This window comes from Nocardiopsis sp. iso_237 (assembly GCF_056173345.1).
On sequence record NZ_CM149669.1, the window covers coordinates 985,280 to 1,001,003 of the forward strand.

A 15,724-nucleotide genomic window follows, 5' to 3' on the forward strand; every position below is an offset into this window, starting at 1 on the left:
CGCTGGTAAGTTGCCAGGTCAAAGAGTCTGCTCCCCGCGCACGCGGGGATGGTCCCTTCGCTGAGCAGATGGGCAACACACGCAGGCGCTGCTCCCCGCGCACGCGGGGATGGTCCCCCGTTCGTGCACAACATGACCCGCCTGTTCATCTGCTCCCCGCGCACGCGGGGATGGACCCCGCTGATCGGGAGACCAGGATGTGTCCGTACTCTGCTCCCCGCGCACGCGGGGATGACCTTGCCGGTCCTACGGGCGTGCTCGGGACCGGCTCCTTCATGGCCGACGGCGTATCCTCAGCCGACCGGCGAACACGCGACGCACGACGGCGCGACCCCGGTATCCGCCCCTCCCCAAGGCAAGGTGGACGTCATGAGTGAGAACTCCCCGAACGAACAGTCATGGTCCGGTACCGAGCTGGCCCGTTACGAGGCCGCGCTGGAGGCGATCCACGGCGCGATGGGCGCCTACAGCGCCCTGATCGCTCATGAAGAGGCCAAGGACGCCCCCGATGAGCGAGTGATCGCGAAGGCGAGCGAAGGCCGACGCGCATGCGTCCGCCGCCGTGAGGCTCTCGACCCCGCGAACGCGACCGACATCGCGCGGGTGCGCGCCGAGTTCAGCGCCCTGACTGAAACCGTGCGGGCCGCCCGCCGGTGAATCCCGGGCTCACGGGTGGACGACTGTGATCAGCTGGCTCGGCGGGTGCGTCCTCCCACGGGCATCGGGCGGACCAGACCGAGGGCGACGACCTCGTTCGCCAACCGGGTGCGCCGGTTCTGCCCCTCCGGGATGCGGAACTTCTGGTAGAGCCGCAGCAGGTGCTGCTTGACCGCCGCCTCGGTGACCACCAGGGCCTCCGCGATGTCGCGAGCTGTGGCCGGGGCCACGAAGGCCTCCTCGGACAGCGCGGGCTGGCACAGGGCGGTGAGCACGTCCAGTTCGCGGCGGGTGAGCTCGGGGGCCGCCCCTCTGCGGAGCTCGATGTCGGGGCTGAGCTGCTCACTGGGCAGGCCGCCGATCCGGCAGCGGGCGCCGCCGAAGCTCACCACGTCCCCCTCCTCCAGCACGCGGCGGGCGATGGGCCGCCCGTTGACCCGGGTGCCGTTGCGGGAAAGGCCGAGGTCGACGACGTAGACGTAGGGCCCGCGCCGGACCAGTTCGGCGTGGAGCTGGGAGACACTCGGGTCGGTCAGTCGGATGTCGGCCCCCTCGCCGCGGCCGACCGTGGTGACCTCGTGGGGGAGGGGGCGGATGTCACCGGTCTCCTCCAACCGAAGGTAGGGACCGTCCACGGTGACTCCTCCCGGGCTGCTGGGGCGCGGTCGGTGGGGGTGCGGCCTACGGTGGTGGAGAGGTGGCTGTCGGGGGGTGGCCGATCGGTCTACACGTCGCGTGGGCTTCATGGGGGTCGTCCTCGCTCACCGGTGCGCTCATCTCCACCTTGGTTACCCGGCTGGTACGTGTTCTACGCGCTTACTTCGGAGTTAGGCGGATAAGGCGGGGAAATACGGCTCTGTGACCGCACCGGAAGTAGGAAACGGTCACGGGAGGCCCCCGAGGGAGACAAGTCCATTTCCGTGAGCCCTGGGGCTTCGGCCGTGCGGTTCACTAGTATGAACTCGGTCCCTCCAGGATGACGGCGCCCCTGTTTGTGCGGGGCGTTCGGAACCACCAGGAACATGAGTCACACTGGGGTGCCGTTCGGTTTCGGACAGCTCCTCCTCGACGTGTGGCCGGTCTGTGCCAGCCGACCGGGGAGGGGCCGTGGGTACGGGCCGCGCGGCGGCCAGGCAATTCGGAAGCGAACGGGTCGGGACGCGGTGGACGACGCTGAGCAGACGCAGGTGGCGCGGTCGGACGGGGGCACCCCGGACGGCGGGTCGGAGGGCCGAGGCCGTCCGAAGGTGCCCTACTGGCTCTCCCAGGTGCCCTACGCGCTGGTGCTGTCGGCGCTCGCGGCGGGGATCGTCGTGGTGGCCGCCGCCTACTTCAAGCGCGGACCGGCGATCATCGCGGCGGCGCTGCTGCTCGCGGCCACCTTCAGGTTGTTGCTGCCCAAGGACTGGATCGGACTGCTCGCGGTACGCCGGAGATGGGTCGATCTGTTCACGCTGGTGGCGCTCGCGGTCCTTCTGATCGTGTTGGCCTGGGTGGCGCCGCAACTCTCCTCCTAGGCGTCGAATAAGCTTGATGTCGAGATACCGCGACACTGACAAGCTCCGCCTCCCGGGCAGCACGGACACCGGGCGGGATCAGGGATTGCCGCGCGCGCGGACCGGGACCGGCCACGAACCGGCCCCGACTCTCCGCCGCACGAGGCGGTAGCGAGGACTGAAGGGACAGCCACACAGCCATGGCCAAGATCAAGGTCGAAAACCCCGTAGTCGAGCTCGACGGCGACGAGATGACCCGGATCATCTGGTCCTTCATCAAGGACCGCCTGATCCTGCCGTACCTCGACATCGACCTCAAGTACTACGACCTCGGTATCGAGGAGCGTGACCGCACCGACGACCAGATCACCATCGACGCGGCCCACGCCATCAAGAAGTACGGCGTCGGCGTGAAGTGCGCCACCATCACCCCCGACGAGGCCCGCGTCGAGGAGTTCGGCCTCAAGAAGATGTGGCGGTCGCCCAACGGCACCATCCGCAACATCCTCGGTGGTGTCGTCTTCCGCGAGCCCATCATCTGTGAGAACGTGCCGCGTCTGGTGCCGGGCTGGACCAAGCCCGTCATCATCGGCCGCCACGCCCACGGCGACCAGTACAAGGCCACCGACTTCAAGGTCCCCGGCCCCGGCACGGTCACCATGACCTACACCCCGGCCGACGGCAGCCAGCCGGTCGAGTTCGACGTCGCGAACTTCCCCGAGGAGGGCGGCGTCGCGATGGGCATGTACAACTACCGCAAGTCCATCGAGGACTTCGCGCGGGCCAGCCTCAACTACGGCCTGGACCGGAACTACCCGGTCTACATGTCCACCAAGAACACCATCCTCAAGGCCTACGACGGCATGTTCAAGGACGTGTTCGAGGAGATCTTCGAGACCGAGTTCAAGGACAAGTTCGCCGCCGCGGGCATCACCTACGAGCACCGCCTCATCGACGACATGGTCGCCGCCGCGCTCAAGTGGGAGGGCGGCTACGTCTGGGCCTGCAAGAACTACGACGGTGACGTCCAGTCCGACACCGTCGCGCAGGGCTACGGCTCGCTCGGCCTCATGACCTCGGTCCTGCGCACCGCCGACGGCAGCGCCGTCGAGGCCGAGGCCGCCCACGGCACCGTGACCCGTCACTACCGCCAGCACCAGCAGGGCAAGCCCACCTCGACCAACCCGATCGCGTCCATCTTCGCGTGGACCCGCGGTCTGGAGCACCGGGGCAAGCTGGACAACACCCCGAAGGTCGTCGAGTTCGCGAACACCCTCGAGGACGTCGTCATCAAGACCGTCGAGGGCGGCCAGATGACGAAGGACCTGGCCCTGCTGGTCGGCTCCGAGCAGGAGTGGCTGACCACCGAGCAGTTCCTCGCCGCTCTGGACGAGAACCTGAGCAAGCGTCTCGCCTAGGGAGTGTTTTTTGGATGCTTTCGCTGGTGGCGGCGGAGCCGCCATCGATGTGAGCGGTCTCCAGGCAATCTCTCGCAAGACGATGAGTGAAGGTCAGCCCGGGTTTGGCTGTCCGAGCTTCATCGGCGCAGCGAGAGGCAGCCTGGTGGTCGCGAGCGCGGAATGATCCAAAAAACACGACCTAGGTCCCGGTTCGTCGCGGCGGTCCTGAGCCGACCGGCGCGGTGAGACCTTGGCCACGCCCGGGCGTCCCCGTGAGGGGGCGCCCGGGCCTCGTCGTCCCCGGGGGTCCCGGGGGCGGGGCGAGACGCACGAAACGCGGTGTTCGCGGGGGTTCGGGGCGCGTGGAACGCGGAAGTTCCCGGGAGTGTTTCCCGTGTTCGGCCCACATCCGTGCGTGGGAGGTGGGAGGATGACGGGGTCGGAGGGGGTCCTCGGACACCGTGTGCGACGTAGGACACGTGAGCACGATTCGCCCCTTTCGCGAACTTTGACCTATTGTGGAGACACGCCGGTGAGAACCGGCAGGCCAGAGGGGGTTTTCGCCCTCCGGCCACCACGAGCCGACGTGCCGGCCGTGCGCCCGCTGGGGGGTAGGCGCGCACAGTACGGAACGTCACGAAGAAGGGCCCGTCACTCCGGTGACGGGCCCTTCGCTCGTTCCCGGGGTCAGTCCTGCATGGCGTCCTCGGGGATGGCCTCCCCGGTGCGCATGGCCTCGAACATCTGCTCGGACCGCACCTCGTCCCAGAGCACCACCGAGCCCACACCGTCCAGCGTGGGGGTGTCGCCCACCGGAACCGCCGTGGTCTGGGTGCCGCCGCGCATCGCCAGCAGCATGCTGGCGAGGTGACGGAGCTTGTCGCCCTCGTCGACCATGAACGTGTCGGTGCCCGCCAGCACCAGCGGCACCGACTTGAAGGGGTTGAAGAGCGTGGAGGGGGCGCTGGCCTCCTGGATCAGCGCGGAGAAGAACTCACGCTGGCGCTGGATGCGGTCCAGGTCGGCGCGGGCGGTGGCGCGGGTGCGCACGTAGCCCAGCGCGGTGCCGCCGTCCATCTCCTGGCAGCCCGCCGCGATGTCCAGGCCCGCCTTCGGGTCCGCCATCGGCTCCTCGGGGCACAGCTCCACGCCGCCGACCGCGTCGACCAGGTCCACGAAGCCGCCCATGCCGATCTCCACGTAGTGGTCGATCCGCACGCCCGAGGCCTGCTCGAAGCTCTGCACCAGCGGGGCCGGGCCGCCGCAGACCTCCTCGCCGTCCTCGCCGGTGCCGCACACGGAGTCCGCGAAGGCGGTGTTGATCTTGTTGTCCGCGTAGCCGGGGATCGCCATGGGGACGTAGGAGTCACGCGGCACGCTGACGATGGTCGGCTCGCCGTCGCGCGGCATGTAGAGCACCATGATCGTGTCCGTGCGGCGGCCCTCGGCGCGGCCGGTGGCCAGGTCGCGGATCTGGTCGTCGTCCAGACCGTCCCGGCTGTCGGAGCCGACGATCATGTACGTGGTCCCGGGCTGGCGGTCCGGGCGGCCCTCGTAGTCCTGGAGGGCGTCCACCCGCTCCAGCCGGGAGTCGGCCCACAGGTAGAAGGCCCCGGGGACCACCAACAGCAGGACCAGGACCAGGATCGCGGTGTTCCGCGCGGTCTTCTTGCGGCGCTCCCGGGCGCGACGCTGGTGCCCGCGCCCGTCGTACTCGCGCCCGGCGCTGTGCGTCCGGCGCTTCCTCGGGCGGTGCGGAGGGACCCGGTCAGCCGGGGGGAGTCGTCGGGTGTCGCCCACCACCCGCTGTTCGGACTCACGGGGGCGGTACAGCCTCTCGAACTCGTCCGGACTGTCTGGGTCGCCCCCGCGCCGGAACACGCCCGCGTCGTCGTGTCCACCGGTCGAGCCCGGCCCTTCCCGGTGCCGTCGGTCAGCCATCGAATCGCCTATCCGCTCCGTGCCATGTGTCGCTCGGGTGTGTGTCGTACGTCCCTTGTGATCGCTGACAGAGTAGTCCGGTTCGATCCGATGTCCTCCGGCGGCCCGTTCAGGCCCTCCGCACGGCCCCGTCCGAGGGCAACGCCGCACGGACGCGCGGCGGGGGCCACCCCTTCTCCGCGAACGCGTCCCGGACCGCCGACCCCAGATCCGCCACGCGTTCCTCCGCGACCAGCGCGAACGCCGTCCCCGCCCAGCCCGACATACGCGCGCCCCGGGCCCCGGCCCGCGCGGCGGTCTCCACCGCCAGCTCCACCGGGGGCAGGGGCAGGTCGAACCTCCGCAGGGACAGGTGCGAGGCGGACAGGATCGGCCCGGTCTCCGCCGCGCGGCCCGCGCGCAGCAGCCCGACCGCCGCGTTGAGCCGGTGGACCTCGGTGACGGCGTACTCCACCCGGTGACGCAGCACGGGGTTCTGGAGTCGGCGCAGCGCCCCGGGCAGGTCCTGGACGGAGCGCAGCGGGCCGAGGGTGTCCTGGGCCCGCGCGAGTTCGGCGGCGCGCCTCGGTCGCGGGTCCCGCCTCGGCAGCGCGCCGGTCTCCAGCACCACCAGCCGCAGCCCGGCCCCTTCGAGGTCGAACGGGAGGACCGTGGTCCGGCCGCTGGCCAGGTTCACCCGCACCGCGTGCCCGGCACGCGCGTCCTGGGCCACGCCGGTGGGCCGGTCGGCCCCCGCGAGGTCGGCCAGGGCCAGGGACACCGCCGCCCCGACCGCCGCGGCGTGTCCCAAGGAGGCGTGTTCGGGCAGGTTCGAGCCGATCAGCACCCGTACGCCCCTGTCGGCGCCCAGACGCCCGCTCTCGCGCGCTTCGTCCACGGCACGGGTCGCCGCGCGGGCCGCGGGGGCCCGGCCGCCCAGCGGGCCGCTGGGGGTCGCCACACGCGTGGCACCGTCCGCGTCGGTGCCCACCGCGACCGTCACGCCCCAGGGCAGGGCCGCGTAGAGGGCGGCCCCGCCACTGGCCGCCGTGTGCTCGCCCATGAGGGCGAGCCGCCCGGGCGCGTGCCACAGTCCGGCGGGCTCGGCCCCGAAGAGACGCGTGTACTCCGCACGCAGGGCGTCGTCGTCCCGCCCCTCGGGCCAGTCCCCGACCGGTCCCGTGGTCCGCGCCCCCAACACCGCGCGCACCCGCGCCCCGGTGACCCCCACGTCCCGCCCCCGCTCTCCTCGGTGAACACCGGGTCCAAGTCTGCCCCCACCTCGGTACCGGACGGGCGTGGGGCTTTCCTCCCGAGAGGTCCCCGGCGCTAGGGTTGCCGACCCGACGACACCCACCGCCCGCCCCGATCGCCCGCCCCAGCCACAGGAGGAGACCCGATTGCCCACCCCAGCCACGACCGTCGACTCCGACCACGCGCCCCGGCCACGGCCGCAGGTGGGATTGCGAGGAACGAGTCGTCACACCGGAGGTGCCGAAGGTTCCTCTGCAAAGGCGCCGGACGCCGGGCCGAAGCGGAGCGGAGGGCCCAAAGGGGTACCGCCGGACCCGAAGCGGAGCGGAGGTGAGAAGAGGACACGCGCGAAGGAGACCGCCCAGCGCTACCAGAACGCGGCGATGGACGGCTACTGGGGTCTGCGGCGCCGGTACCCGTCGGTGGACCACCTGGTGCGCGCCTACGAGCGCTACTCGGACCGCAACGGCACCCAGCTGGCGGGGGCGGTCACCTACTTCACCTTCCTCTCCTTCTTCCCGCTCCTGGCGTTGGCCTTCGCCGTGGTGGGCTTCCTCGCCTCCCAGCAGGTGGAGCTCACCGACTACCTGGAGACGGCCCTGGACGAGGTGCTGCCGGGGCTGTCGCAGCAACTGCCCATGGAGCAGATCGCGGGGGCCCGGGTGGGGGCGAGCGTCGTGGGTCTGCTGGGCCTGCTGTACGCGGGGCTGAACTCGGTGTCGGCGCTGCGGGAGGCCCTGCACACGATCTGGCTGAACAGCCTCCGGCAGGGCCCCAACGTCCTGGTGCGCAAGCTGGTGGACCTGCTGGTGATGGTCGCCCTGGGCACCGCCCTGGTCTTCACGGTGGCCTTCACCGGTTTCATGCAGACCGCCACGGTCTGGCTGCTGTCCCTGGTGGGGCTGGACGGGTCGGTGGTGGCCAACCTGTCCCTGCGGGGGCTGGCCCTGGTCATCGCGATCGGCGTGAACACGTGCCTGTTCGTGCTGGCCTTCTCCCTGTTGTCGGGGGTGGGCCGGCCCACCGCCGTGATGTGGCGCGGCGCCCTGCTGGGCGCGGTGGCGTTCGAGATCCTCAAGAACGTCGCCACGCAGCTGCTGGCGGGGACCCTCGGCAACCCGGTGTACGCGTCCTTCGCCGTGCTGGTCGGCCTGTTGGTCTGGATCAACCTGGTGATGCGCGTGGTCATGTTCAGCGCGGCCTGGACGGCCACCTGGTTGCCGGTGCTGCCGCCCTACACCGGGTCCTTCCCGCTGCCGGAGGAGAACGGCATGGACTGGACGCGTCCGCGCCCGGTTCTGCGACCGAGCCCGGAGGCACTGGCCGAGCGACGACTCGCCCAGCGGTTGCTCGCCCTGGGGTTGTCGCTGGTCGGGGCGGTGATGGCGGCGGGTGTCGCGGCGGTGGCGGTGCGCATTCGGCGCACATGACCACGGAAACGGAAAAGGATCGGAAAGAAGTCGTTTTTTACTGTGGGTTGATTCCGTATGCGCGCGGTGTGAGACGGGTAGTCCTCCTCTGTCCCGGATGACCGGTTCTCCGGGACCAGCGGTGCGTCGGTCACAAGGGCTGTCCCACACCAGGAGGTCAGATGGGAATCGCATTCAAATCGTCCGAGCGCGCGACACTCGGGGTCGAGTGGGAACTCCAACTCGTCGACCGGAACAGTCGCCACCTGCGACAGGAGGCGGGGCAGCTCCTCGCCGAACTCCCGGATCTCAGCAGTGAGGCCGCGGTGCCCCCCTTGCGGCACGAGCTGATGCAGTCCCAGGTGGAGGTCGTCACGGGGATCTGCGAGACGGTCGAGGAGGCCAAGGGTGACCTCGGTCGCAACGTGGCGCGGATGCGGGAGGTGCTGGAACCCCGCGGTGCCACGCTGACCTGTTCCGGCACGCACCCGATCGACCACTGGCGGGACCAGGAGCTGAGCCCCGGCAAGCGGTACGGGGAGCTGGTCGAGCAGATGCAGTGGCTGGCCCGCAGGATCCTGACCTGCGGTGTACACGTCCACGTGGGGGTGCGCGGCCAGGAGAAGGCTATTCCCATTGTGAACGCACTTGCGAAGTATCTCCCACATTTTCTGGCTTTGAGTGCTTCTAGCCCGTTTTGGGGTGGTCATGACACGGGACTGGCCTCCGCGCGCTCGATTGTCTTCGGCGCGCTCCCCACCTCGGGGCCCCCGCCGAACCTCCCCGGGTGGCCCGCTTTCGAGGATTACCTCGAAACCCTTCTCAATGCGGGTACCATCGCCTCTATCAAGGAAGTCTGGTGGGACATCCGTCCGCACCCGGATTTCGGCACCATCGAGATCCGGATGTTCGACGGGATTCCCACCTTGCGCGAGGTGGGAATGGCCGCCGCTCTCTCCCAGTGTCTGGTGGAGCTGTTCGATCACCAGCTCGACCGCGGGTACAGCTTGCCCAGCCCGCCGTCCTGGGTGGTGAAGGACAACAAGTGGCGGGCCACCCGCTATGGACTCGACGCTCGTGTCATCACGGACTCACACGGGACCACCGTTCCGATCCGCGACGACCTCTACGAGCTGGTCCGCGAACTGGCGCCGGTCGCCGCCCGCCTGGGCTGCGCGGAGGACCTGGACCTGGTCACCGAGATCCTGGACAAGGGTGCCTCCTACGAGCGTCAGCGAGCGGTGGTCGCCGACGGCGGTTCGCTCGAAGACGTCGTGGACCTGCTCTCAGCCGAGTTCGAGGGGGACACCGCCCGCGCGGCATTTGTCGGCGCGCGATAGAAGTAACGAAATGGGGACCCTCGCATGCAGGGACGTGACCTGCCGGAGCAGTTGACGGCTTTTCTGGCGCGCCATGAGCGGGAGCTCACGGGATTCCGCCGGGACCTGCACATGCACCCGGAGCTGGCCTTCGCGGAACACCGCACCACGGGCCGCCTGGCCGAGCGCCTGCGCCAGGCGGGGCTCGCCCCCCGGACCCTTCCCCAGGGCACCGGCCTGATCTGCGACATCGGGAACGGCCCCGGCCCCATGGTCGCCCTGCGCGCCGACATCGACGCACTTCCCCTCACCGACGAGAAGGACGTCCCCTACCGCTCCACCGTCCCCGGCGTCGCCCACGCCTGCGGGCACGACGTGCACACCACGGTCCTGCTGGCCACGGGGATCTTCCTCGCCCAGCAGGACCGGGCGGGCGCGCTGCCCGGCCGCGTCCGCCTCCTCTTCCAGCCCGCCGAGGAGCTCCCCGGCGGTGCGGTCGAGGTCGTCAGGGCCGGTGGCATGGAGGGCGTGGACCGGGTCTTCGCCCTGCACTGCGACCCCCGCCAGATGGTCGGCAAGGTGGGTCTGCGCACCGGCGGCATCACCGCCGCCTGCGACCAGATCATGGTCCGCCTGTCCGGCCCGGGCGGGCACACCGCGCGCCCGCACCTGACCTCGGACCTCGTCTACGCGCTCGGCAAGATCGTCACCGAGCTGCCCGCCGCGCTGTCCCGCCGGGTCGACCCCCGGGCCGGGTTCAGCCTGGTGTGGGGCCGGATCAGCGCGGGCTCGGCGCCCAACGTCATCCCCGACGACGCCGTCGCGGAGGGCACCGTCCGGTGCCTCGACGACGAGGCCTGGCACGCCGCCCCCGACATCCTCAAGGGCCTGGTGGAGTCGGTCGCCTCGGCCTACGGCGCCGACGCCGAGGTCACCTACCGCCGGGGCGTCCCGCCCACCATCAACGAGTCCCGCAGCGTGGAGATCATGCGCGAGGCCACCACCCTGGCCCTGGGCGCCGACGCGGTCACGCCGACCCCGCAGAGCCTGGGCGGGGAGGACTTCGCCTGGTACCTGGAGCACGCTCCGGGCGCGCTGGCCCGGCTGGGCACCCACTCCCCGGACTGGAGCGGCGACATGCTGGACCTGCACCGGGGCACCTTCGACGCCGACGAGCGGGCGATCGGCGCGGGCACCCGCCTGATGGTGACCACCGCGCTCACCTCCCTGTGGGAGGACGCCCCCGAGGGTGTGCGCTCGGACAGCGAGGCCCTGGCCTGACGGCCCTTCCGCCGCCCCGCACCAACGGCGCCCGGACCTCCGCCAACGTGGCCACCGGGCGGCTTCTGCCGGATCGTCGGTAACTTCGTGTCGCCGTGTCGGGTGCCCTCGCCGCCTGGTGGCATCCTGAGTGGATGAACCAGCCACTCACAGTCGAACAGATCCGCCGGGCGCCCAAGGTGCTCCTGCACGACCACCTCGACGGCGGGCTGCGCCCGTCCACGGTGGTGGAGCTCGCGCAGGAGGCGGGCTACCGGGACCTGCCCACCTACGACCCGGCCGAGCTGGGGCGTTGGTTCCGCGAGGCGTCGGACTCCGGGTCGCTGGAGCGCTACCTGGAGACCTTCGCCCACACCACGGCGGTCATGCAGAGCCGTGACGCCCTCGTGCGCGTCGCCGCCGAGTCGGCGGAGGACCTGGCCGCCGACGGCGTGGTCTACGCGGAGCAGCGGTACGCCCCCGAGCAGCACCTGGAGGGCGGCCTCACCCTGGAGGAGGTCGTGGAGGCCGTCCAGGAGGGGCTCGAACTGGGGGAGAAGCGCGCCGCCGACGCGGGCCGGAGCATCCGCACCGGCCAGTTGGTGACCGCCATGCGCCACGCGGCCCGCTCGTCGGAGATCGCGGAGCTGGCGGTGCGCTACCGCGACGCCGGGGTCAGCGGCTTCGACATCGCGGGCGCGGAGGCGGGCAACCCGCCCACCCGCCACCTGGACGCCTTCGAGTACCTGCGCAGGGAGAACTTCCACTTCACCATCCACGCCGGTGAGGCCTTCGGACTGCCCTCCATCTGGGAGGCGCTCCAGTGGTGCGGCTGCGACCGGCTCGGCCACGGCGTGCGCATCATCGACGACATCACCGAGAACGAGAACGGTGTGCCGGTGCTGGGGCGCCTGGCCCAGTACGTGCGGGACAAGCGCGTGCCGCTGGAGATGTGCCCCAGCTCCAACGTGCAGACCGGTGCCGCCGAGTCCATCGCGGACCACCCGATCAGCCTCCTGCGGGACCTGCGCTTCCGGGTCACGGTCAACACGGACAACCGCCTGCAGAGCGGGGTGACCCTGTCGGAGGAGTTCGCCAAGCTGAGCGAGGCCTTCGGGTACGACTGGGACGACCTCCAGTGGTTCACGGTCAACGCGATGAAGTCGGCCTTCCTGCCGTTCGACGAGCGGCTGGCGCTGATCAACGGCACCATCAAGCCCGGGTTCGCGCAGCTGAAGTGGGCGACGCACTGATGGCCGGATCCTCCGAGGGGGTCACCACGCACTACTCGACCTCCTCCCGGGTGCTGGCGATCGTCTGGATCGTCGTCGCGGTCCTACTGCTGCTGGACCTGGTGCTGCGCGGGCAGGACCGGATGGCCTGGATCGCCGGGGCCGTCCTGGTGTTCAGCGTCGCCGCCGTCTACGCCACGTGGCTGCGCCCCCGGGTGGTCTCCACCGAGCGCGGCGTCCGGATGGTCAACCCGCTGCGCGAGACCTTCGTGCCGTGGGCCGCCGTGCAGTGGGTGGACGTGGTGGACGTGCTGCGGGTGCACACCCCGGAGCACGTCTACCGGTCCTGGCCGCTGCGCGAGACCAAGCGGGCCAAGGTACGGGAGAACATGCGCCGTGAGTCGGGCTACCTGGACCACGACGACGACAGGGACCCCACCGCGATGCGCCCGGTGGACCTGGTCGCCCGTGAGCTCCGCCGTGACGCGGAGAAGTACCGGGCCCGTCCGCTGCGCGGCCCCATCAAGGAGATCGATGAGGAGGGCCCGGCCGCGCTGGGCGCCGAGGACCGCCCGCAGACGATGGTGCCGGTCGAGGTCATCGTCGTCCTGGGCGTGCCGCTGGTGCTCCTCGTGGCCGTGTTGTTCATCGCCTGACCAGCCCGTTCGTCCCGGATCGGACCCGGCCCCCGCACCGTGCGAGGGGCCGGGTCCGTCGTCTGTCGGGGCCGGGGCGGGCCGTCGGCCCGAGGCCGGGCGGACGCGCCGGACGCGGGGTTGACGCACCCCCCGGGGTTCTGGTTAGGTTAGGCATGCCTAAGGGAGAACGTTCCGGGTGGGCGGGCTTCGCGCGGATGGCCACCCACCCGGATCCCCCTCCCAGGGCAACGCGCGCGGTTCAACTGAATATCGGGAAGAGAAGGTGCTGTCAGCGCCAGTCCAACGGGGTCTGCGGGGATCCCGGGCGCTGGGCGGCACCGGGGAAAGCACCACCTTCGACCGGACCCACGTTCGGTGCCGTCCATCCCATGGCCTCGGGATGTACGCTCGCCACGCCGGTACCGGACGTTTCGGGTCCGGTCGAGGGTGCCCCAGCCGCTTCCGGACGCGGTCCCCACGGGATCGCGGACGCCCAGCACGACGAAGCCCGGCCTCGGCCGGGCTTCGTGCTGTCCGTGTCCGACCCCGGAACGGGGCCGCCGTGCCTCAGGCCGCCTCCAGCACCCGGTTCAGCAGCTCACCGAGCCGCCGTGCCCGCTGGGTGACGACCTCCAGGGCGCGCTCCTGCTCGAACGGCTCCAGCACGGACCCCAGCGCGTCGTTGCTGACCATCGACAGGCCCAGGACCTCGGCCCCCATCTCGACGGCGGCGATGGTCTCCAGCGCGATCGACCGCCCCACCACGTCCGCGCCCGCCTGCCGCAGCACCTTCAGCTCGGTCTGCGTCTGGAGCTGCGGGCCCGTCGTCGACACGTACACGCCCTCGGCCAGTGTCACGTCCACCTCGTGGATGACGCCGCGCAGGCGCTCGCTGTAGGCGTGGGTCAGGTCGACGAAGTCGGGACCGGCCAGCGGCGAGGTCGCGGTGAGGTTCACGTGGTCCCGGACGACGATCGGCTGGCCCGGCTGGAAGTCGGTGCGCAGGGACCCGGCGGAGCCGGTCAGTACCGCGACCCGGGCGCCCGCGGCGATCCCCGTCCGGACCGCGTGCGCGGCCACCATCGGGCCGAACCCCTCGTAGAGGTGGACGCGTCCCACGAACACGACCACGCGCTTGTCGCCCACCCACATGCTGCGGATCCTGCCGCTGTGCCCCTCCGCCGTGGGCCGCACGAACCCGGGCAGTTCGGTCGCGTCGATCTCGATGTCGGGCGTGCCCAGCGTGTCCACCGCGCCAGCCCAGCCGGAGCCGAGCACCACCAGGGCGTCGAAACTGTCGGCACCGGCCCGGGCCAACAGCTCCTTCGCCGCGGAGTCCGCCAGTTGCTTCGCCTCGCCCGTGGTTCGGGGCGGCTGCTCTGATTCACTCACAAGTCGGATACTACCGCTCTGTAGTCAGTTGACACCGGAGCGCAACGCAGGGTGTCCGAAGGGCGGAATGTACGTGTGACCTCGGGTGCGTCGAGCGCCCCGGTCCACGTGTCCTTCGTCGCATTCTCCGAGCTCGGGAGGGGGTCCGACGGGCCCGTCCCCACCCGGCACCGTGCGCTGACCGGGGGTGGCTGCGGTCATCGACACCCGGCATGGCCGACAATGGAGGGAAGCGAGACAACCAGGTGGTGCCCTGCCATGCCCGAACATCGCCCCGGACCGGGAACGGGTAGGCCGCATCGCCCGCAGAGGGAGTGAAGCAGCGTGACGAAGGTCGTGATCATCGGTGGCGGGCCCGGGGGCTATGAGCCGGCGTTGGTCGCCGCGCAGTTGGGCGCGGACGTGACCGTGGTGGAGCGCGACGGAATCGGCGGTTCCTGCGTCCTCACCGACTGCGTCCCCTCCAAGAGCCTCATCGCCACGTCCACCCGCACCACGTACGTGCGCGAGTCGGGCAGCCTGGGCATCCACATCCCGGCGGCCGAGGAGCACAAGGAGCCGGTCGAGGTCGACATCGACCAGATCAACTCGCGGATCAAGCGCCTGGCCCAGGCCCAGTCCGACGACACCCGCGCCCGCCTGGTCAAGGAGGGCGTCGAGGTGGTCATCGGGGAGGCCCGGCTGGTCGACCCGCACATCGTCGCCGTCGGGGACCGCCGCATCCGCGCCGACGTCGTGCTCATCGCCACCGGCGCGCACCCGCGCGAGCTGCCCACCGCCAAGCCGGACGGCGAGCGCATCCTCACCTGGCGCCACCTCTACGACCTGGAGGAGCTGCCGGAGAAGCTGATCGTGGTCGGCTCCGGCGTCACCGGCGCCGAGTTCGCCAGCGCCTACCAGGCCCTGGGCTCCGACGTCACCCTCGTGTCCTCCCGCGAGCTGGTCATGCCCACGCAGGACTCCGACGCCGCCGAGGTACTGGAGGAGGTCTTCATGCGACGCGGCATGACGGTCCTCAGCCAGACCCGCGCCGAGTCGGTCGTGCGCACCGAGGACGGCGTCCGGGTGACCCTCTCCGACGGCCGCACCGTGGACGGCAGCCACTGCCTGATGACCGTCGGCATGATCCCCAACACGGAGGGGCTGGGCCTGGAGGAGGCCGGGGTCCGCCTGGGCAGGGGCGGGTTCGTCGAGGTCGACCGGGTCTCCCGCACCACCGTCCCGGGCGTGTACGCCGCCGGTGACTGCACCGGGGTGAACATGCTCGCCTCGGTGGCGGCCATGCAGGGGCGCATCGCCATGTGGCACGCGCTGGGCGAGGCCGTGTCCCCGCTCCAGCTCTCCACCGTCGCCTCCACCGTGTTCACCCACCCCGAGCTGGCGGCGGTCGGCGCCAGCGAGGACGACGTGCGCAGCGGGCGGATCGACGGCCGTACCGTCACCCTGCCGCTGAACACCAACCCGCGCGCCAAGATGAACCAGGTCAAGGACGGCTTCGTCAAGCTCATCTGCCGTCAGCACACCGGGATCGTCCTCGGCGGCGTCATCGTCGGCCCGCGCGCCAGCGAACTCATCCTGGGCGTGTCCATCGCGGTGCAGCAGCGCCTGACCGTGGACGACATCGCGCACACCTTCTCGGTGTACCCCTCGCTGTCCGGCAGCGTCACCGAGGCCGCCCGCTCGCTCATGCTCGCCTCCCCGGAGTAGTCGACGGGTTCCCCGGAACGCGGGCCCGGCCCGCCGTGTG

General features: G+C 70.9%; 13 protein-coding genes. 9 read left to right on the top strand and 4 right to left on the bottom strand.

The features are described from left to right. Positions 1–369: 369 nt before the first annotated feature. Entirely contained in the window at positions 370–657 is a 288-nt protein-coding gene (locus tag AC0VYM_RS04625; protein WP_475459319.1) for a hypothetical protein, read from the top strand. 29 nt (positions 658–686) lie between these two features. Here the strand turns inward: AC0VYM_RS04625 and AC0VYM_RS04630 are convergent, their stop codons facing one another. After that, the gene (locus AC0VYM_RS04630) at positions 687–1,292 is read right to left on the bottom strand and encodes an FHA domain-containing protein (RefSeq protein WP_475459321.1); all 606 of its coding nucleotides are present in this window, start codon (positions 1,290–1,292) and stop codon (positions 687–689) included. A gap of 528 nt (positions 1,293–1,820) precedes the next feature. Between AC0VYM_RS04630 and AC0VYM_RS04635 the strand changes: the two genes are divergently transcribed. Continuing rightward, positions 1,821–2,174: a DUF3017 domain-containing protein gene (locus tag AC0VYM_RS04635; RefSeq protein WP_475459324.1), complete on the top strand. Its 354-nt coding sequence runs from the start codon at positions 1,821–1,823 to the stop codon at positions 2,172–2,174. 179 nt (positions 2,175–2,353) lie between these two features. After that, positions 2,354–3,571: an NADP-dependent isocitrate dehydrogenase gene (locus AC0VYM_RS04640; protein WP_378742246.1), complete on the top strand. Its 1,218-nt coding sequence runs from the start codon at positions 2,354–2,356 to the stop codon at positions 3,569–3,571. A gap of 669 nt (positions 3,572–4,240) precedes the next feature. Here the strand turns inward: AC0VYM_RS04640 and AC0VYM_RS04645 are convergent. Both AC0VYM_RS04645 and AC0VYM_RS04650 read right to left on the bottom strand, forming a co-directional pair. After that, a complete protein-coding gene (locus AC0VYM_RS04645; RefSeq protein ID WP_475459326.1) occupies positions 4,241–5,494 on the bottom strand; it encodes an LCP family protein in 1,254 nt (417 codons plus the stop codon). A gap of 109 nt (positions 5,495–5,603) precedes the next feature. Beyond that, positions 5,604–6,704 carry a galactokinase family protein gene (locus AC0VYM_RS04650; RefSeq protein ID WP_475459328.1) on the bottom strand — a complete coding sequence of 367 codons (1,101 nt, stop codon included), beginning with the start codon at positions 6,702–6,704 and terminating at the stop codon, positions 5,604–5,606. A 406-nt stretch (positions 6,705–7,110) separates the two neighbouring features. Between AC0VYM_RS04650 and AC0VYM_RS04655 the strand changes: the two genes are divergently transcribed. The 5 genes from AC0VYM_RS04655 (at position 7,111) to AC0VYM_RS04675 (ending at position 12,603) form a co-directional block, all read left to right on the top strand. Beyond that, positions 7,111–8,157, top strand: coding sequence for a YihY/virulence factor BrkB family protein (locus AC0VYM_RS04655; protein ID WP_475459330.1), 1,047 nt, complete (start codon positions 7,111–7,113; stop codon positions 8,155–8,157). 161 nt (positions 8,158–8,318) lie between these two features. Next, entirely contained in the window at positions 8,319–9,476 is a 1,158-nt protein-coding gene (locus AC0VYM_RS04660; RefSeq protein ID WP_475459332.1) for a glutamate--cysteine ligase, read from the top strand. 24 nt (positions 9,477–9,500) lie between these two features. Next, positions 9,501–10,736 (top strand): M20 family metallopeptidase, encoded by a 1,236-nt coding sequence (locus AC0VYM_RS04665; RefSeq protein ID WP_475459335.1) that lies wholly within the window; start codon positions 9,501–9,503, stop codon positions 10,734–10,736. A gap of 134 nt (positions 10,737–10,870) precedes the next feature. Continuing rightward, complete coding sequence (locus tag AC0VYM_RS04670; protein ID WP_475459338.1) at positions 10,871–11,968, top strand: adenosine deaminase; 1,098 nt, start codon at positions 10,871–10,873, stop codon at positions 11,966–11,968. Beyond that, complete coding sequence (locus tag AC0VYM_RS04675; RefSeq protein ID WP_475459340.1) at positions 11,953–12,603, top strand: PH domain-containing protein; 651 nt, start codon at positions 11,953–11,955, stop codon at positions 12,601–12,603. Before AC0VYM_RS04670 ends, AC0VYM_RS04675 begins: the two co-directional genes overlap by 16 nt. 549 nt (positions 12,604–13,152) lie before the next feature. On the opposite strand, the gene AC0VYM_RS04680 is transcribed toward AC0VYM_RS04675, so the two are convergent. Then, a complete protein-coding gene (locus tag AC0VYM_RS04680) occupies positions 13,153–13,977 on the bottom strand; it encodes a purine-nucleoside phosphorylase (RefSeq protein ID WP_475459341.1) in 825 nt (274 codons plus the stop codon). Between the two features lie 324 nt (positions 13,978–14,301). Between AC0VYM_RS04680 and AC0VYM_RS04685 the strand changes: the two genes are divergently transcribed. After that, the gene (locus tag AC0VYM_RS04685; RefSeq protein ID WP_475459343.1) at positions 14,302–15,684 is read left to right on the top strand and encodes an NAD(P)H-quinone dehydrogenase; all 1,383 of its coding nucleotides are present in this window, start codon (positions 14,302–14,304) and stop codon (positions 15,682–15,684) included. The last annotated feature ends 40 nt before the right edge of the window (positions 15,685–15,724 follow it).